Genomic DNA, 18,396 nt, shown 5'->3' on the forward strand with positions numbered 1-18,396 from the left:
AGATGACCACTCCACAAATCCGCATCGACGAGGCCGGCGCCACCGGCGTCCAGCCGCTGCTGGAAATCCGCGACCTGGCCATTACGTTCAAGACCAGCGGCGGGGACATCCAGGCGGTCCGGAATGCGCACCTGAGCATCATGCCGGGTGAGACCGTCGCCATCGTGGGGGAGTCGGGTTCCGGCAAATCCACGACGGCGCTGGCGGCCATCGGGCTGCTGCCCAACAACGGCCGTGTTTCCGGTGGCCAGATCCTGCTGGACGGTGAGGACATTGCCCACGCCACCGAGCAGCGGATGATCGAACTGCGCGGCAACACCATCGGCATGGTGCCGCAGGATCCCATGTCCAACCTCAACCCCGTCTGGAAGATCGGCTACCAGGTCAAGGAGACCCTGCGCGCCAACGGCAGGCCGAGCGGGCCGGAGGACATTGCCAAGGTACTTGCCGAAGCCGGCCTCCCGGATGCGCACAGGCGTGCCAACCAGTATCCGCATGAGTTCTCCGGCGGTATGCGGCAGCGCGCCCTCATTGCCATCGGCCTCTCCTGCCAGCCGCGGCTGCTCATTGCCGACGAGCCGACTTCGGCGCTGGACGTGACCGTGCAGCGGCAGATCCTCGACCATCTGGACACCATGACCACGGAACTGGGCACGTCGGTACTGCTGATCACGCACGACCTGGGCCTGGCTGCGGAACGGGCGGACAAGGTCGTGGTGATGTACCAGGGACAGGTCGTGGAAGCAGGGCCCTCCCTGGAACTGCTGCGAAACCCCCGGCACCCTTACACCAAGAGGCTTGTCGAATCCGCACCTTCCCTCGCCAGCCGGCGGATCCAGGCTGCCAAGGAACAGGGCGTGGAAACGGCCGATCTCCTGGCCCCGGCCGCAGAGGCGGCAACGGCAGACAACGTCCTGCAGATCCAGGACCTGCGCAAGGTCTACAAGCTCCGGCAGGGTTTCGGGAGAGCTTCGGACTTCGCCGCCGTTGACGGTGTGAGCTTCGACGTCAAACGCGGAACCACGACGGCGATCGTGGGGGAGTCGGGTTCCGGCAAGTCCACAGTGGCCAAGATGGTGCTCCAGCTGGAGAAGCCGACCGAGGGCAGGATTCTGTTCGATGGCGTGGACACGTCAGGTCTGAAGCCGGCGGAACTCTTCAAGTTCCGCCGCCGGGTCCAGCCCATCTTCCAGGATCCATACGGTTCCCTGGACCCCATGTACAACATCTTCCGCACTATTGAAGAACCGTTGCGCGTCCACAAGATCGGCGACAAAGCCAGCCGTGAGAAAAAGGTCCGGGAACTCCTGGACCAGGTGGCCCTTCCGCAGTCGGCCATGCAGCGCTACCCCAACGAGCTGTCCGGCGGCCAGCGGCAGCGCGTGGCCATCGCCCGTGCACTGGCGCTGGATCCGGAAGTGATCATCTGTGACGAAGCGGTGTCCGCCCTCGACGTCCTGGTCCAGGCGCAGGTGCTGAACCTGCTGGCGGACCTGCAATCCAAACTCGGACTGACGTACCTCTTCATCACGCACGACCTTGCGGTGGTGCGCCAGATCGCGGACCACGTCTGTGTCATGGAAAAGGGGCGGCTGGTGGAGACCGGATCCACGGACGACGTCTTCGAATCGCCGCAGCAGGAGTACACCAAGGCCCTGCTCAATGCCATTCCCGGTGCCAAGCTGATGTTGCCGCCGGAAGTGGCCTAGCGACGCGGCACCAACGCGCGACGGCCGGCGCCGGGGTATTGGACTCCGGCGCCGGCCGTTGCTGTTTTCAGTCCTGGCCCGCGCCTGCGCCTCCGGTGCGGGCATCCAGGAGCGGGGCAACGTCCGCCGTCGGCGTTCGCTCCAGGCCCAGTTCGCGGAGGCGGCGCTCAAGGAGCGTACCCAGCGCCCGGCGGCCCCCCGGGTTCATGTGCACGGAGTCCGCGAGATCCTGGACCAGGCCGTATTTGGTCAGCCAGTCACCCACGGCTACAAAGGGCAGGCCGTGGTCCGCCGCCACGGATCCCAGCAGGGCGTCCACCTCGCTTCGCCGGCCTCCGCCATGGCCTTCGCCGCGGGCCAGAGTCCCGATCATCGCCAGGCGCGTGCCCGGGTACCGCCTTTGGAGCTCCCCGATCAGCCGCTCAGCGTTGGCAACGATGTCGCTGTCACTGGCTCCGCTGGTGGCATCGTTGCCGCCGCCCTGCACCACGATCAGCGCGGGCGTGCCGGCCGGGAGCAGCCAGTCGCCGCGCAGGAGCGCATCGATGTAGTTGCCCGTGGCACCCTTCGACGTGACAAAACCGGTGCCGCCCCTGCCGCAGAAGTACACCCGGTATCCCGCAGCGGCCAGGCCCAGCCGCGGCCAGCCGTCGGCCGGCTCCGATTGCGAATCGCCGATCAGGAGGACGGTCCTGCCGATCTCCGGGACCACCGCCTCAAGCCGGCCGTTGCCGGGATTGAGGACACGCGAAACGGCAGGCGCCGCGTCCACCAGGGCCGGACCCTCGCCGGACTGGGCGGGCAAGGCGCAGCCGGAGAGGACAAGGGCGCCTGCCACGGCGATAACCGCAACGGCGGCCGCCGCGGTACGGCGGCGGTACCGGGCCGCAGCGGCCAAGGCATTTCGCATCTGGTGTCTTTCCCGCTTGCGCTGTATGTCAGAGCAATCATGTGGCATCGCCGCCGGATCCGCCAGTGATTTTGCCCACAAATAAGCATCGTGGCGCGGCGGTTGGCCGGCCACCGGATCCGCGGTCGGCGGAAAAATTTAGGCCAATAAAAGGCACACCGGCTAGACTTGGGGAAGGTGCCCTGTGCTAAGGGCCTGATCCGTCGTGCGTTCCAGTTGGAAATGTCGCGATACATTACAGCTGACCCACTGAATCGAGCAATAACGCATGTCTGAAACCACCACCAACATTGCGGTAGCCACTGCATCGCGCAGTGACCTGCGCAACGTCGCGATTGTGGCCCACGTTGACCACGGCAAGACCACCCTGGTCGACGCCATGCTCAAGCAGACCAACTCCTTTGCCGAGCACAACCACCTCGAAGACCGCGTCATGGACTCCGGTGACCTGGAGCGCGAAAAGGGCATCACCATCCTGGCCAAGAACACCACGGTGGCCTACAACGGTCCGTCCTCCCACGGCGAAACCATCACCATCAACGTCATCGACACCCCGGGCCACGCCGACTTCGGCGGCGAGGTGGAACGCGGCCTGTCCATGGTTGACGGCGTCGTCCTCCTCGTTGATGCCTCTGAGGGCCCGCTGCCCCAGACCCGCTTCGTGCTGCGCAAGGCCCTCGCCGCACACCTTCCCGTGATCCTGCTGGTCAACAAGACCGACCGTCCCGATGCCCGCATCGACGAAGTGGTCCACGAGTCCATGGACCTGCTCCTGGGCCTGGCCTCCGACCTTGCCGATGAAGTGCCGGACCTGGACCTGGACAAGGTCCTGGAAGTTCCGGTTGTCTACGCTGCCGCCAAGGTTGGCCGCGCGTCGCTGGAGCAGCCCGCCAACGGTGCAGCCCCGGACAACGAGGACCTTGAGCCGCTGTTTAAGACCATCATCGAGCACATCCCGGCTCCCACCTACAACCCCGACGGTGTCCTGCAGGCGCACGTCACCAACCTGGACGCGTCCCCGTTCCTGGGCCGCCTGGCGCTGCTGCGCATCTACAACGGCACCCTGCGCAAGGGCCAGACAGTTGCCTGGGCCCGCGCCAACGGTGAACTCAAGAACGTCAAGATCACCGAGCTCCTGGCCACCAAGGCGCTGGACCGCGTGCCGGCAGAATCCGCCGGACCGGGCGAGATCGTCGCCGTCGCCGGCATCGAGGAAATCACCATCGGTGAGACGCTGACCGATGCCGAGAACCCGCAGCCGCTGCCGCTGATCACCGTGGACGATCCCGCCATCTCCATGACCATCGGTATCAACACCTCGCCGCTGGCCGGCAAGGTCAAGGGCGCCAAGGTCACGGCCCGCCAGGTGAAGGACCGCCTGGACAAGGAACTGATCGGTAACGTCTCCATCAAGGTTCTGCCCACCGAGCGTCCCGACGCCTGGGAAGTCCAGGGCCGTGGCGAGCTCGCCCTTGCAATCCTGGTTGAGCAGATGCGCCGCGAAGGCTTCGAGCTGACCGTAGGCAAGCCGCAGGTGGTCACCAAGACCATCGACGGCAAGGTCCACGAGCCGATGGAGCACATGACCATCGACGTGCCGGAAGAGTACCTCGGCGCCGTCACGCAGCTCATGGCAGCCCGCAAGGGCCGCATGACCAACATGGCCAACCACGGCACCGGCTGGTGCCGGATGGAGTTCATCGTTCCGGCCCGTGGCCTGATCGGTTTCCGCACCAAGTTCCTCACGGACACCCGCGGCGCCGGCATCGCAGCCTCCATTTCCGAGGGCTACGAGCCGTGGGCCGGCCCCATCGAGTACCGCACCAACGGTTCGATGATCGCTGACCGCGCCGGCGTCGTGACTCCGTTCGCCATGATCAACCTGCAGGAACGCGGCTCCTTCTTCGTGAAGCCCACGTCCGAGGTCTACGAGGGCATGATCGTGGGCGAGAACTCCCGCGCCGACGACATGGACGTCAACATCACCAAGGAAAAGAAGCTCACCAACATGCGTGCAGCCTCCTCCGACACCTTCGAGAACCTGACGCCGCCGCGCGACCTTACCCTCGAAGAGTCCCTGGAATTCGCCCGCGAGGACGAGTGCGTCGAGGTCACCCCGGAAGCCATCCGGATCCGCAAGGTCATCCTGGACACCAACGAGCGTGCCAAGGCCAACCGCGCCCGCGCCAAGGTCTAGCAACTCTAGTTTCTTCCACAGAATGCCACCGGCCCCGTGCCGGTGGCATTCTGCGTTCCCCCTGCGCAGTCATATCCGGGTTCGGCGCGCAGGGGCAGTCCCCGTACACTGACCGGCGCCTTCACCGCACCCGGAGGTTTTCCACATGGCCGGCACGGGCCCTGGGTCGGACTCCTCGGACCGGGCAGCATGCACCCATGCGAACTGTCATTGATGCATTGGCGGCATTGGGGGGAGTCGCCAGCGCAAGCTCACTCAGGCAAGCCGGAGTTCCCCGCCGCCTCATTGAAGCCGGTGTGCTTGACGCCTCCGTCCAGAGGGTTGCCAGGGGAATGTACGCGCTGCCGCAGGCAGAACCCGTGCTCATCCATGCCGGCCGCCATTACGCGGTTCCGGGTTGTGTCACGGCCGCCTTGGCAGCGGGGCTGTGGGTAGTCAGGGAACCGGAGAAACCGCATCTGGCCGCCCGGCACGGGAGGCCAGTTCCGGGCTGCGTGGTCCATCGAAGCAGCCTTCCGTTGACGCCCTTGGATTTTGTGTGCCAATCCCTCCGCTGCCTGCCGCCGCTTGAGGCGCTGACCATCGCGGAATCTGCGGTGAAGAAGGGGGTGGTTCAACTTCCGGCGTTGAGGGAACGCTTTCCAGCGGCGCGGGAGAAGAGCGTTCTTGCACTTGTGGGCAGAATCCGGCCGCAATCGGGTTCCATCATTGAAACGATGGCCCGGTACCTGATGGAAGAAGCGGGGCTAACAGTCGAACTTCAGGTCAATATTCCGGGGATGGGCCACCTGGATCTTCTTGTGGACGGACTGCTGGGCATCGAGACGGATGGCTACACCCACCACAGCAGCCGCGCAGCGTACCGGGAGGACAGGCGGCGCTGGAACGTTACCGTTGTCCGGGGCGTTCCCACCCTTCGCGTGACGTTCGAGATGCTGCTCGCCGAACCCAAGAAGTTCGTGCACATGGTGCATCAGGCACTCGCGACGTACCGCCCTGCGCAGTGAAGCCCGGGTTCGCTGCGCAGGGACTGTCCCTGCGCAGCGTGGGCCGCCCTAGGCGCGCGGCCGGCGCCGCTCCGGCGCCGGTGGCACTTCTTTGGCAGCCACCACCAGGTCCAAGGGAATGACGACGTCGGCCAGCCGGGTGCGGATGGTGCACGCACCGGCGTCGCAGGCCAGGAGGTGCCCGAGGGCATCCGTGAGCCCGTCCTCGATGCGGTAGCGCACCACAACCCTCGTTCCAGGCGTTGCGGTGGAGAGGAACCCGGAAGGAGCGGGTATAGGCTGACTCACCAGTTCATACTAGGTGCCCGGCTAGGTTCGCGGGAACGGGCTGGGAGATAATAGGCTCAGATGTCAAGAGTCCGGCCGCAGTTGCCGGATGCAAGAACCGGCGGGTTGCCGGAACCAACGTGGAGAGGCCAGGGACGTGACGTACGTAATCGCGCAGCCGTGTGTAGATGTCAAGGACAAGGCATGTATTGAGGAATGCCCCGTCGACTGCATCTACGAAGGTGAGCGTTCGCTGTACATCCATCCGGACGAGTGCGTGGACTGCGGCGCCTGTGAACCGGTCTGCCCGGTTGAAGCCATTTACTACGAGGATGACACCCCGGAGGAATGGGCGGACTACTACAAGGCCAACGTCGAGTTCTTTGATGACCTCGGTTCCCCCGGAGGTGCCGCGAAAATCGGCAACACGGGCAAGGACCACCCGATGATCGCCGCGCTGCCGCCGCAGAACCAAGACCACTGACCCGGGCAGGGACCGTGACCGCAGCAGCAAGAACCTTTGGCCTGGACCTGCCTGACTACCCGTGGGAGGCCATGGCGCCGTATGTCGCCAAGGCCGGGCAGCACCCGGACGGGGCGGTCAATCTGTCCATTGGCACCCCGGTTGACCCCACCCCCGCCCTGATCCAGGACGCGCTGAAGGCGGCCGCCGACGCCCCGGGGTACCCCACCGTCCACGGCACCCCGGCCCTCCGTGAAGCGATTGCCGGGTGGTTTGAGCGGCGCCGCGGCGTTACCGGCCTCGATCCCCGCAACATCATGCCCACCGTAGGCTCCAAGGAACTCGTGGCATGGCTGCCGCTCCTGCTGGGGCTTAAGCCCGGAGACGTCGTCGTGCGCCCGAAGGTGGCATACCCTACCTATGACATCGGGGCCACCCTCGCCGGTGCCGTGTCGGTGGCGACCGACAACCTGGATGAACTCGACGACGAGACGCGGGCGCGGGTACGGCTCATCTGGGTCAACTCGCCCGGCAACCCCACAGGCAGCGTCCGGGGCGTCGAATCCCTGAAAGCGCTCGTGGAACAGGCCCGTGGGCTGGGCGCCGTGGTGGCCTCGGACGAATGCTACGCGGAGCTGGGATGGGGCGATTGGGACGTCCAGCGCGGCGGCCAGGCCGTTCCCAGTATCCTGGACCCCCGGGTCGCGGGAGGCTCCCATCGGGGGCTCCTGGCCGTCTACTCCCTCAGCAAGCAGTCCAACGTGGCAGGTTACCGTGCAGCGTTTGTGGCCGGAGATCCTGACTTGATGCCCAACCTGGTCAACAGCCGCAAGCACGCAGGCATGATTGTCCCGTACCCGGTCCAGGAGGCCATGCGCGTGGCGCTTGGCGACGACGCCCACGTTGAGGCGCAGAAGGACCTGTACCGCGGACGCCGCGATCGGCTGGTCCCGGCCCTGCTGGACTTCGGCCTGGAGATCAAGGATTCCGACGCCGGACTGTACCTTTGGTCCACTGCGGGGGAGAGCACGTGGGACACGGTGGCACGGCTGGCTGAGCGCGGCATCGTTGTGGGCCCCGGGGTTTTCTACGGCGAGGCGGGCAACGGCTTCATCCGCGTGGCTTTGACGGGTTCGGACGAGCGCATCGACGCCGCAGTGTCACGGCTGGCAGCGGCGCGGCAATAAAACAGCACCGTAACAATGGTGTGACTCGCGCCACAAGAGCCCTATTTTAGGGGCTTCAGCCACGTCTTGGATTAGTGACACCCGCCAAGGAGCGGGTACTTTTTAAGTGACTATCAATGGTGGCCCTCTACAAGAAGGCAGCCCGGGTGTTGGAACCTGTGTTCTCAGGGTCAGTGCGCGGCTCACCTGATGTTGGATCAAGCTTTCGACAGAGGCCCAGAAGCCTCATGAAGGGGACTCCATGACTGAGACCAACAACGCAGCGACCCTGCTCCACGCAGGAGGCGAGCTTAAGCTCCCGCGCATCCAGGTTATTGAAGGGAACGAAGGCTACGACGTTTCCAAGCTGCTGAAGCAGACGGGCGCAGTCACCTTCGACCCCGGCTTCATGAACACCGCAGCCACCACCTCGGCCATCACCTACATCGATGGCGATGCGGGCATCCTGCGGTACCGCGGATACCCCATCGAGCAGCTGGCGCAGCACTCCAGCTTCCTCGAAGTGTCCTACCTGCTGATCTACGGCAACCTGCCCACGCCCACGGAACTGGACACGTTCGACCAGAAGATCCGGCGGCACACCCTGCTGCATGAGGAGCTCAAGGGCTTCTTCGGCGGCTTCCCCCGCGACGCGCACCCCATGCCAGTCCTGTCCTCGGCCGTATCCGCGCTGTCCACGTTCTACCAGGACTCGCTGGACCCGTTCAATGCAGAACAGGTGGAAGTTTCCACAATCCGCCTCATGGCCAAGCTCCCGGTCATCGCGGCGTACGCGCACAAGAAGTCCATCGGCCAGCCCATGCTGTACCCGGACAACTCCCACAACCTTGTGGAGAACTTCCTGCGCCTCAGCTTCGGGCTTCCGGCGGAGCAGTACGAGGTGGACCCGGTCGTCGCGAAGGCACTGGACCTGCTGCTCATCCTGCACGCGGACCACGAGCAGAACTGCTCCACCTCCACGGTGCGGCTGGTGGGTTCCTCCAACGCCAACCTCTTCGCCTCAGTGTCCGCAGGCATCAACGCGCTCTTTGGCCCCGCCCACGGCGGCGCCAACGAGGCCGTGCTCAAGATGCTTCGCCAGATCCAGGCCGACGGCACCAAGCCCGAGGACTACATGGAGAAGGTCAAGAACAAGGAAGACGGCGTCCGCCTCATGGGCTTCGGGCACCGCGTCTACAAGAACTACGATCCGCGCGCCAAGATCGTCAAGGCCACGGCACACGAGATCCTCACCAAGCTCGGCGGCAACGACGAACTGCTGGACATCGCCCTCCGCCTGGAAGAGAAGGCGCTGAACGATGACTACTTCATCCAGCGCAAGCTCTACCCGAACGTGGACTTCTACACCGGCCTGATCTACAAGGCCATGGGGTTCCCGGAGAAGATGTTCACGGTCCTGTTCGCCATCGGCCGCCTTCCGGGCTGGATTGCCCAGTGGCGCGAAATGATCAGCGACCCCAACACCAAGATCGGCCGCCCCCGCCAGCTCTACATCGGTGAGCCCGAGCGCGACTACCCGGTCCGCTAGTCCCCACTCACTCGCCGGTGCGGGCCTGCCCACCGGCTCCAGTACGACGACGGCCGCCCACCTTCCTGAGGTGGGCGGCCGACGTCGTTAATCCCATCGAGTGCTCCGCAGTTGTCGTTTAGGCGTCCCAAAACGACAACTGCGGAGCACTCGGTGGGCAGGTCAGGAGGCGTAGCCCTGGGGGTTGTTTTTCTGCCAGCGCCAGTGGTCCTCGCACATCTGGTCCACTGTCTTGGTGGTGGACCAGCTGAGGTCGGCCAGGGCGGAGGTTGCGTCGGCCCAGAATGCCGGGAGGTCGCCGGCGCGGCGGCCGGTGATCTCATAGGGGATGGGCCTGCCCACAGCCTTTTCGAACGAGCGGAGGACTTCCAGGACGGAGGAGCCCTTGCCGGAGCCCAGGTTCCAGCGGAACACGCCGGCGCGGTCCGCCACGTGGTTCAGTGCGGCCACGTGGCCTTCGGCAAGGTCGACGACGTGGATGTAGTCGCGCAGGCATGTGCCGTCGGGGGTGTCATAGTCGCCGCCGAACACCATGAGCTTTTCGCGGCGGCCCACGGCCACCTGGGCGATGAACGGAACCAGGTTGTTGGGGATCCCTTGGGGGTCCTCGCCGATCCGGCCGGAGGGGTGGGCGCCCACCGGGTTGAAGTAGCGCAGCAGGGCAATGTGCCAGCGGGTGTCGGCTGACCCGAGGTCCGAGAGGATGTCCTCGATCTGCTCCTTGGTGCGGCCGTAAGGGTTGTTGGCCCCGATCTCCATCTTTTCGACATAGGGGATGGGGTTGTGCTCGCCGTAGACCGTGGCAGAGGAGCTGAAGACGATGGACCGGACATCGTGGCGGTCCATCACCCGGATGAGGTTCAGGGTCCCTACCAGGTTGTTGTAGTAGTACTTGAGCGGCTCACGGACGGACTCGCCCACGGCTTTCAGCCCTGCAAAGTGGATCACGGCGTCAATGGCGCCGGCGGCGAAGACCTTTTCGACGGCGGCCTCGTCCACGAGGTCGACATTATGGAACTCAGCAGTCTTCCCGCTGAGTTCGGCTACCCGCCGGAGGGACTCTTCACTGGAGTTGACCAGGTTGTCGATGACCACGACGTCATGGCCGGCTTCCTGCAGGGACAAAACAGTGTGGGAACCAATGTAGCCGGTGCCTCCGGTGACCAGAATTTTCATGCCTCAACGCTATCCCAACAACACGTGCCGCCGCCGCTGCGTCCCGGATGCCGGGCAAGAAGGACAGTGCCCGAAGTGCGGCCGCACGGCATGCCGCGCCCCGCGGAAGAACACATCCGTGCTAAATAGAAGTAGTGCCCAAAATCGTAGATGCCGAAGCCCGGCGCCAGGACGTGGTCGAAGCCGTTCTCCGGATCATCGCAGGTGACGGGCTGGAGCGGGCCTCGCTGCGGGAAGTGGCCGATGAGGCCGGGCTGGCTGTCGGTTCCGTCCGGCACTACTTCTCCGGGAGCGAGGAACTGCTCTCCTTCTCCTTCGCAGTGGTAGTGGACCGCATCGTGGGCCGCCTTGGAGCATCCCTGCCTGCGGTACACGATGCAGTGCCCGGTTCCCCAGAGCACCGCGAGGCAGTGTTAACCCTGCTGTGCGGAATCCTGCCCCTGGATGAGCAGCGGGCGCTGGAGGCGTGCGCCTGGATGGCGTTCAAGAATGCTGCACGGGTCAGGCCGTTCCTTGCCACTGAGGCAGACCGGAGCCACCGCGAGGTGGCTGTCATCGCGGGGCGGGTGGTTAGTGCCTTAATGCCGCAGGACGAGCCGCAGGACAGCCTCGTGCTGGAGGCGGAGCGCCTCCTGGCGACGCTCGACGGGCTGTGCATGCATGCGCTGCTGCAACCCGGATGGATGACCCGCGAAATGTGCGTTGACGTCCTGGAACGGCACCTCGACGGGATGTGATGCCAGCCACTAACGTGGGCATTGAGGGGAATACACTGATTAGCAGGGGGCGCTGCCCGGTCACCCAACCCCGGTGCGGGCACGCCACGGAAGGACGTCGGATGCATCAGACAAGCGGCACCAGGTGGCAAATCACCACGGACACGTCAGGGCCCATGATGATAGCCCTGTACGTCCGGGATACTGCAGGGCTTGACGGGGCAGGTCAGCCATCGTTGTCGCATGCAGCGCCCAAGGTCCGCCGCGCCGACCATTCGCACCTGACCGCCGACGTTGGTGGTTTGAGTGCCCTGAAGACGGAGTGGGAAGCCTGGTGGGAACAGCTGCTCAAAGCCCACCCCCAGACGTCCCCTGAACTGTCACCGCCGAACTTCGAGGCCTTCGGCAATTCGCCCGCGCTGCAGCGGGTGCTGCAGGCTCATTTCGGTGCTGCCCTTACCTGGGCGCGGGAGCGCAGGAGTGAGTACGCCGAGATTGAGGCGGAGCGTGCTGCCACTGGAGCTGACCAGATTCTTGAGGACATGGTGGATGACAGGCTGATGGAGGTGGGCCGTGATTCCCGTGACTTCAAGCTGACCATCATCGAGCTGCCGTTGAACGAACAGCGGGCCTGGTACATGGAGCCGGACAAAATCATCATGAGCAACAAGCTGATGGGCGAGCCGGAGCTATTCCGCAGCTACGTCCAGCCAGTGGTGGAGATCCTGGTCTAGGAACCTTCCTCCTCCACTTGGCCGCAGCCCGCCGGTCCTCAGCTGCTGGCGTCTCCCGCCGCCACCGTGATCCGGACCCCGCCCTCCGGACCCGCAGATTCCTGCCAGCCGTCCCGCGATGCACGGTTCCAGCTTCTGCCTGCCACCTCGACCCGGGTGACCTCAAAGCCTTTGGCGTTGGCAACCGCCCATTGGGCCACGGACCACGCCTGGCTTCCCGCGGCCTCGACCACCAGGGTGGCACCGTCGACAGTTGTTTCCAGCGGGCCGTACGCCTGGTCCAGCTCGGCGGACACTGTTGCGGCGTCGCCGCCGGTGCCGGCCGCCCGAAGGGTGCATTGGACGGCCTCGGGCGTCTGGCCGCTCAGGCCGGAGGCAAAAGTCCGTCCCATTTCCTCGTGCTGCGCGTAGGCGGCGGGGTAGGCGGAGCGCTGAACACGCTGGGCTGCCTCGGTAATCTCCAGTGACTCATACCCGGGGATTTTCACCAGGGCGTCGTAGAAGGCGTTCGCCGCATAGTACGGATCCATGATCTCCGCCTCGGTTCCCCACCCTTGGGAAGGACGCTGCTGGAACAGCCCGCGCGAATCCGGGCCGGCCTGGTCTCCGTGCTCAATGTTCCGCAGCTTGGACTCCTGCATGGCGGTGGCCAGCGCTATGCTTGCTGCCCGCGGCGGAAGTCCGCGCTGCACGGCAACAGCAGTGATCAGCGAGGCATAGACGGCCTGGTCCGGGGCCAGCTCGGATGTCCGTTCATCAATGACGGCCCTGCAGCGTTCCGAAACGAGGGTTTCGGAACGCTGCAGGAAGAACACGGCCGAGTAGATGCCGCCGGCTACGAGTGCCAGGGTGAGCACCAGTACCGCGAGGGTGCGCAGGCTGCGTCTTCGTGCCATGAAGGATCAGTTGGCGTGCAGGGCGTCGTTCAGCTCCACGGTCTGGCCCTGGCGGGGGAGGACCTCCACCGCGCCCGTGGTGGAGTTGCGGCGGAACAGCAGGTTGGGCACGCCGGACAGCTCCGCGGCCTTGACGATCTTGGTGGTGTCTTCACCCACCTCATCCTTTGGTCCCGGGATGCGGACGCGGGTTCCCGCCGTCACATACAGCCCGGCCTCAACCACCGAATCGTCACCGATGCTGATGCCGACGCCTGAATTGGCGCCCAGCAGGACCCGCTCGCCGATGGTGATTTTTTCCTTGCCCCCGCCGGACAGCGTGCCCATGATGGAGGCTCCGCCGCCGACGTCACTGCCGTTGCCGGTCACTACGCCGGCCGAGATGCGGCCTTCCACCATGGAGGTGCCCAGGGTTCCGGCATTGAAGTTGACGAAACCTTCGTGCATCACGGTGGTGCCTTCGGCCAGGTGGGCACCGAGGCGCACGCGGTCGGCGTCGGCAATCCTTACACCGGTGGGCACCACGTAGTCCACCATCCGCGGGAACTTGTCAATGCCGTAGACAGTGACGGCGCCACGGCGCCGCAGCCGCGCGCGGGTGAGCTCGAAGCCCTCCACCGGGGCGGGGCCGAAGTTGGTCCACACGACGTTGGGCAGGTTGCCGAAGATGCCGTCCAGGTTGATGGTGTTGGGCTTGACCAGGCGGTGCGAGAGGAGATGCAGGCGCAGGTACGCATCGGCGGTATCGGCCGGGGCCTCATCGAGGTGGATCTGGACAAAAACCACTTTCTGTTCCGTGCCGCGGTCCTCATCGGCGCCGTTCTTGGCGATCAGGGTGAGGGACTCATCCGCGTTCTCAATGGAACGCAGGTTTTCGGCGGCAACACCGAGGGCCGGTGCCGGAAACCACACGTCCAGTACGGTGGCGTCACCGGTGGAAATGGTGGCCACGCCGAACCCGTAGGCAGAGCGTTCGTCGGTGGTTGCGTTCGAGGTTTCGGGCACGGCGGAAGAAGCAGTCTCAGTCATGGCCCCAGTCTATCGAGGGGCAGCGACAGGGTCCGAACTAGACTGGCTTCGTGACTGCCGAAACCACTCCGGACCCTTCCACCTTGACGCTCGACCTCCGCCAGGACGTTGCGCTCCTTACAGCCGCCATCATGGACATCAACAGTGTGTCCGGCAATGAAACGGAACTGGCGGACGCCATAGAGGCCGCGCTGCAGGGGATTCCCCAATTGAGCGTGCTCCGGGACGGGGATTCGATGATCGCCCGGACTGAGTTGGGCTGTGCGGAACGGGTCATCCTGGCGGGGCATCTGGACACCGTCCCGCTGCCCCTGGCGGATGGTGCGAAGGGGACCGTGCCCTCCACCTGGGGATCCGGTGTTCCCGGCAAAGGGATCCTGTACGGCCGCGGCGCGACGGACATGAAGGGCGGCGTCGCGGTGCAGCTTGCTCTGGCCGCCACAATGTTCGACGACGGGGCCTCACCGAAGCGGGACGTCACCTTTGTCTTTTACGACCACGAGGAAGTCGAGGCCGTCAAGAGCGGCCTTGGGCGGCTGGTGCGGAACCACGGCGACCTGCTGGACGGCGATTTCGCGATCCTGCTGGAACCAACCCACGGGACGGTGGAAGGCGGCTGCAACGGCACCAGCCGGTTTGAGGTAACGACGGTGGGGGAGTCTGCCCACTCAGCACGCGCGTGGATGGGCCGCAACGCCATCCACGCTGCGGCGCCCGTCCTGGAGAGGCTCGCAGCCTACCGGCCGGCAACAGTCAACGTGGACGGGCTGGAGTACCGGGAGAGCCTCAACGCGGTAAGGATCAACGGCGGCACTGCCGGAAACGTCATTCCGGACCGGTGCGTGGTGGAGATCAACTACCGCTTCGCCCCGGACAAGACGCCGGACCAGGCCGAAGCCGTGGTGCGGGAACTCCTTGAGGGATTCGACGTGGTCCGTACCGATGCCGCCGCCGGGGCCCGGCCCGGCCTCCACCACCCCGCCGCGGCATCCTTCGTTGCGGCGGTGGGGGCCGAGCCGAAGCCCAAGTACGGTTGGACCGACGTCGCGCGCTTCAGCGAGCTGGGGATCCCGGCGGTGAACTTCGGCCCCGGCGACCCGCTGCTGGCGCATAAGGACAACGAACACGTCGATGCTGAAGCCATTCGTACGTGCCTGCGGGCACTGAAGGACTGGCTGGCAGGCTAGGTCCGCCAGGCCTCGCACCCCGTTAAAAAGCAGTGGCCCGGATCCTACGATCCGGGCCACTGCTTTTGGTGGGACCGCCTAGGGCGCTCCGGCCTCAACGGCGGCGGGCTCCGCCTTGGCCATTCCGCCCGCGGCCTTCTTGGATCCGCGGCGCTCGATCCACACCGCGAGGCGGGAAACGCCGATGTTGATGGCGATGTAGATTGCGGCGGCGACAAAGAAGATGGGGAACAGGAACTGGGTGCCCAGGAAGTCCGCCATCACCTGCACAGCGCGCAGGAGCTCGCCGTACGCCACGATGTAGCCGAGCGAAGTGTCCTTCAGCAGGACCACCATCTGCGCCACCAGGGAGGGCATCATGCGACGGATCGCCTGCGGAAGCTCGACCTGCATGCGGGACTGGAAGCTCGTCAGGCCAATGGCCAGCCCGGCCTCACGCTGCCCCTTCGGCAGCGACTGGATGCCGGCCCGGATGATTTCGGCGAACACGGCTGAGTTGTAGAGCACCAGGCCGGTGACAACGGCAATGAACGGCGAGGTACCGAAGCCCAGCAGGACGAACAGCATCATCAGGACCACGGGCATGCCGCGGAGGAACTCCAGCACCACCCGGGTGGGGATCCTGATGAAGGCCGCATCAGAGATGCGCAGCAGGCAGAGGAGCAGGCCCAGGGGGAAGGCGATAACCGCCGCCAGGGCTGCTGCGCTCAGGGTGGCGCCGAGGCCGTTGGCCAGGAGGGTCCACACGTCGCCGCGGGTGAAGATCTGCCAGCGTCGGCCTTCGAAAATTCCCTGCTGCGCGAGGGTCATGACAATCCACGCCAGCAGGCCGAGGATCAGCACGGAACCGGCGATCGAAGCGAACAGGGAGACGCGCCGGGCCTTGGGGCCGGGAACGTCATAAAGGACTGAGCTCATCGGGCAATCGCCACCTTTCGTTCCACCGTGCTGGCGAGGATGCCCAGCGGAACGGTGAGGAGCAGATAGAAGAACGCAGTACCCAGCAGCACCGCGATGACGGCGTCACCGTTGGCGTTGGCCAGTTGCCGGCCGTAGCCGAAAAGTTCCAGGACAAAGAACGCACCGGCCACGGACGAGTTTTTCACCAGGGCGATCAGGATGTTGATCAGCGGCGGGATCACCGTCCTCAAGGCCTGCGGCAGGATGATGAGGGACAGCACCTGGCTGAACTTCATGCCAATACTGCGGGCGGCTTCAGCCTGTCCCACCGGGACACTGTTGACACCAGAGCGGACAGCTTCGGCGATGAACGCTGCGGTGTAGGTACTGAGGGCAATGATCGCGGCAATCTCGAACTGCTCAAACTTGACCCCGAGGCGGGGGAGCACGACGGCCGCGAAGAAGAAGGCGATGGTCAAGGGTGTATTCCGGAGAACCTCGACGTAGACGGTGCTGAAGCCGCGCAGGGCAGCAACCGGGGAAACCCTGGCAGCCGCAAGGAGCGTGCCCAACACCAGCGCGATGATCCCGGATACGGCTGAAAGAAAGAGGGTACGGAGAAAACCGTTCCAGTACAGGGGCAGGTTTTCAAGGATGACGTCCATAGGATCCTTCGGCTCTGGGAGTGGACGGAAGTGAAGGCGTGGCGTTGCCGGGACCGGCGGGCCGGTCCCGGCAACGAACGGGCAGCCTAGTAGCGGTTGATTGCGGGCAGGCTGGGCGCAGTCTTGATGACCTCGCCGGCAGTGGCCTCCCAGGCCTTCTTGTAGCTTCCGTCCTTTTCGAAGGACTCCAGCTGGTCATTGATCCAGTTGCGGAACTCGGTGTCGTCCTTCTTCAGGCCGATGCCATAGGGCTCCTTGGTGAACGTTTCGTCGGAGGCCAGCTTGAAGGCGTCCGGTTCCTTGTCCACGAAGCCGGCGAGGATGACGTTGTCGGTGGTGACCGCTTCAACCTGCTTGTTGCGCAGCGGCTCCAGGCATGCGGAGTAGGTTGCGGCGGGGACCAGCTCTGCTCCGTACTTCTCCACGATGGTGGCGGCCGGCGTCGAACCCGTCACCGAGCAGACCTTCTTGCCCTTGACATCTTCAGGCTTCTTGATGGAGTCGTTGTCCTTGTTCACCATGAGGGCCTGTCCGGCCTCGTAGTACGGTCCGGCGAAGCTGACAACCTGCTTGCGCTTGTCGTTGATGGTGTACGTGGCGATCACCAGGTCCACCTTGCCCTGCTCGATGAAGGGTTCGCGGTTGGCGGAGACGGTCTCTGACCATTCAATCTTGTCCGCGGCGATGCCCAGCTTGGCAGCGATAAGCTTGCCGATTTCAACGTCGAATCCGACGGGCTTGCCGTCCAGGCCGACCTGGCCGAAGAGCGGCTGGTCGAACTTGGTGCCGATCTTGATGCTGCCTGCCTTGGAGAGCTTCTCCATGGTGGTGCCCGCAGCGAAGGACGGCTTCTCGGCCACAGTGGGATTGGTGGTGGTGCCCGTGCCGCCTCCGCCGCAGGCGCTCAGGGACAGGGCCAGGGCAGCGGTGGCCGCCACGACGAATGATTTCCGCCGGGTCATAAATGCCTTCATGACATTCCTTTCATTGATGGCCGTGGGTCACGGCCTCGGTGCGAACTGGGAGTGTTTGTTCAGGTGTGAATCAGTGCGTCAGGAGCTTGGAAAGGAAGTCCTTGGCACGATCGCTCTTCGGGTTGGTGAAGAATTCTTCCGGGGTTGCGTCTTCGACGATCTGGCCGTCGGCCATAAAGACGACGCGGTCCGCGGCCTTGCGGGCAAAGCCCATCTCGTGCGTGACCACAATCATGGTCATGCCCTCTTTGGCCAGTTGGACCATGACGTCCAGAACCTCGTTGATCATTTCCGGGTCCAGGGCTGACGTGGGCTCATCGAACAGCATGACCTTCGGCTTCATTGCCAAAGCCCGTGCGATGGCCACGCGCTGCTGCTGCCCGCCTGAGAGCTGTGCCGGCAGTTTGGGGGCCTGGTGGCCTACGCCGACGCGTTCAAGCAGGGCCATGGCGTCCTTGTCCGCCGTGGCCTTGGCGACGCCCTTGACCTTAATGGGGCCGAGCGTCACATTCTCCAGGATGGTTTTGTGCGCAAAGAGGTTGAAGGACTGGAAAACCATCCCGACGTCGGCGCGGAGCTGGGCGAGTTCCTTGCCTTCCTCAGGAAGCACTTTCCCGTCGATGCTGATGGTTCCGGCCTCGATGGTCTCCAGGCGGTTAATGGCACGGCAGAGGGTGGACTTACCGGAGCCGGAGGGCCCGATGACCACAACAACCTCGCCCTTGCGGACCTGCAGGTTGATGTCCTTCAAAACGTGCAGCTGGCCGTAGTGCTTATTTACGCCGTTCAGGGAGACAAGCGCATCTCCGGGCACATGAGTAGTCATAGGAAAGAATCTAGCGAACAACAAC

General features: G+C 64.8%; 18 protein-coding genes. 9 read left to right on the top strand and 9 right to left on the bottom strand.

Going from position 1 to position 18,396, the window contains the following annotated elements:
* The first annotated feature begins 2 nt into the window (after positions 1-2).
* Complete coding sequence (locus PV768_RS10390; protein WP_421092976.1) at positions 3-1,709, top strand: dipeptide ABC transporter ATP-binding protein; 1,707 nt, start codon at positions 3-5, stop codon at positions 1,707-1,709.
* Between the two features lie 67 nt (positions 1,710-1,776).
* Here the strand turns inward: PV768_RS10390 and PV768_RS10395 are convergent, their stop codons facing one another.
* Positions 1,777-2,619, bottom strand: coding sequence for an SGNH/GDSL hydrolase family protein (locus PV768_RS10395; protein ID WP_421092977.1), 843 nt, complete (start codon positions 2,617-2,619; stop codon positions 1,777-1,779).
* A gap of 268 nt (positions 2,620-2,887) precedes the next feature.
* On the opposite strand from PV768_RS10395, the gene typA reads away from it, so the two are divergent.
* Complete coding sequence (gene typA, locus PV768_RS10400; protein WP_157241690.1) at positions 2,888-4,816, top strand: translational GTPase TypA; 1,929 nt, start codon at positions 2,888-2,890, stop codon at positions 4,814-4,816.
* A 197-nt stretch (positions 4,817-5,013) separates the two neighbouring features.
* Positions 5,014-5,823 (top strand): hypothetical protein, encoded by an 810-nt coding sequence (locus tag PV768_RS10405; protein ID WP_421092978.1) that lies wholly within the window; start codon positions 5,014-5,016, stop codon positions 5,821-5,823.
* A gap of 48 nt (positions 5,824-5,871) precedes the next feature.
* Here PV768_RS10405 and PV768_RS10410 read toward each other — a convergent pair whose 3' ends face one another.
* Positions 5,872-6,111, bottom strand: a complete 240-nt coding sequence (locus PV768_RS10410) for a hypothetical protein (protein WP_323056624.1) — start codon at positions 6,109-6,111, stop codon at positions 5,872-5,874.
* 136 nt (positions 6,112-6,247) lie between these two features.
* Between PV768_RS10410 and fdxA the strand changes: the two genes are divergently transcribed.
* From fdxA to PV768_RS10425, 3 genes are all read left to right on the top strand, one after another.
* Positions 6,248-6,574 carry a ferredoxin gene (gene fdxA / locus PV768_RS10415; protein WP_013601705.1) on the top strand — a complete coding sequence of 109 codons (327 nt, stop codon included), beginning with the start codon at positions 6,248-6,250 and terminating at the stop codon, positions 6,572-6,574.
* A gap of 14 nt (positions 6,575-6,588) precedes the next feature.
* A complete protein-coding gene (gene dapC, locus PV768_RS10420; RefSeq protein WP_421092979.1) occupies positions 6,589-7,740 on the top strand; it encodes a succinyldiaminopimelate transaminase in 1,152 nt (383 codons plus the stop codon).
* A 241-nt stretch (positions 7,741-7,981) separates the two neighbouring features.
* Positions 7,982-9,268 carry a citrate synthase gene (locus PV768_RS10425; RefSeq protein WP_157241694.1) on the top strand — a complete coding sequence of 429 codons (1,287 nt, stop codon included), beginning with the start codon at positions 7,982-7,984 and terminating at the stop codon, positions 9,266-9,268.
* Positions 9,269-9,430: 162 nt separating this feature from the next.
* Here PV768_RS10425 and galE read toward each other — a convergent pair whose 3' ends face one another.
* A complete protein-coding gene (gene galE / locus PV768_RS10430; RefSeq protein ID WP_157241695.1) occupies positions 9,431-10,444 on the bottom strand; it encodes a UDP-glucose 4-epimerase GalE in 1,014 nt (337 codons plus the stop codon).
* Positions 10,445-10,578: 134 nt separating this feature from the next.
* On the opposite strand from galE, the gene PV768_RS10435 reads away from it, so the two are divergent.
* Positions 10,579-11,181, top strand: coding sequence for a TetR/AcrR family transcriptional regulator (locus PV768_RS10435; protein ID WP_421092980.1), 603 nt, complete (start codon positions 10,579-10,581; stop codon positions 11,179-11,181).
* Between the two features lie 101 nt (positions 11,182-11,282).
* Complete coding sequence (locus PV768_RS10440) at positions 11,283-11,894, top strand: hypothetical protein (RefSeq protein ID WP_157241696.1); 612 nt, start codon at positions 11,283-11,285, stop codon at positions 11,892-11,894.
* A gap of 38 nt (positions 11,895-11,932) precedes the next feature.
* Here the strand turns inward: PV768_RS10440 and PV768_RS10445 are convergent, their stop codons facing one another.
* Both PV768_RS10445 and dapD read right to left on the bottom strand, forming a co-directional pair.
* Entirely contained in the window at positions 11,933-12,790 is an 858-nt protein-coding gene (locus PV768_RS10445; RefSeq protein ID WP_421092981.1) for a hypothetical protein, read from the bottom strand.
* 6 nt (positions 12,791-12,796) lie between these two features.
* Complete coding sequence (dapD, locus tag PV768_RS10450; protein ID WP_421092982.1) at positions 12,797-13,819, bottom strand: 2,3,4,5-tetrahydropyridine-2,6-dicarboxylate N-succinyltransferase; 1,023 nt, start codon at positions 13,817-13,819, stop codon at positions 12,797-12,799.
* A gap of 50 nt (positions 13,820-13,869) precedes the next feature.
* Here dapD and dapE point away from each other — a divergent pair, with 50 nt between their 5' ends.
* On the top strand, positions 13,870-15,006 hold the full coding sequence (dapE, locus tag PV768_RS10455) for a succinyl-diaminopimelate desuccinylase (RefSeq protein WP_421092983.1): 1,137 nt from the start codon (positions 13,870-13,872) through the stop codon (positions 15,004-15,006).
* A 78-nt stretch (positions 15,007-15,084) separates the two neighbouring features.
* Here the strand turns inward: dapE and PV768_RS10460 are convergent, their stop codons facing one another.
* The 4 genes from PV768_RS10460 to PV768_RS10475 form a co-directional block, all read right to left on the bottom strand.
* Entirely contained in the window at positions 15,085-15,924 is an 840-nt protein-coding gene (locus tag PV768_RS10460) for an amino acid ABC transporter permease (protein WP_421092984.1), read from the bottom strand.
* A complete protein-coding gene (locus tag PV768_RS10465) occupies positions 15,921-16,571 on the bottom strand; it encodes an amino acid ABC transporter permease (protein ID WP_157241700.1) in 651 nt (216 codons plus the stop codon). Before PV768_RS10465 ends, PV768_RS10460 begins: the two co-directional genes overlap by 4 nt.
* Positions 16,572-16,657: 86 nt before the next feature.
* Positions 16,658-17,545, bottom strand: coding sequence for a glutamate ABC transporter substrate-binding protein (locus PV768_RS10470; RefSeq protein ID WP_157241701.1), 888 nt, complete (start codon positions 17,543-17,545; stop codon positions 16,658-16,660).
* Positions 17,546-17,615: 70 nt separating this feature from the next.
* A complete protein-coding gene (locus PV768_RS10475; RefSeq protein ID WP_157241702.1) occupies positions 17,616-18,371 on the bottom strand; it encodes an amino acid ABC transporter ATP-binding protein in 756 nt (251 codons plus the stop codon).
* Positions 18,372-18,396: the final 25 nt, after the last annotated feature.

The sequence above is a fragment of the Pseudarthrobacter sp. CC4 genome, assembly GCF_048957775.1.
In the GTDB taxonomy this organism is placed as follows: domain Bacteria; phylum Actinomycetota; class Actinomycetes; order Actinomycetales; family Micrococcaceae; genus Arthrobacter.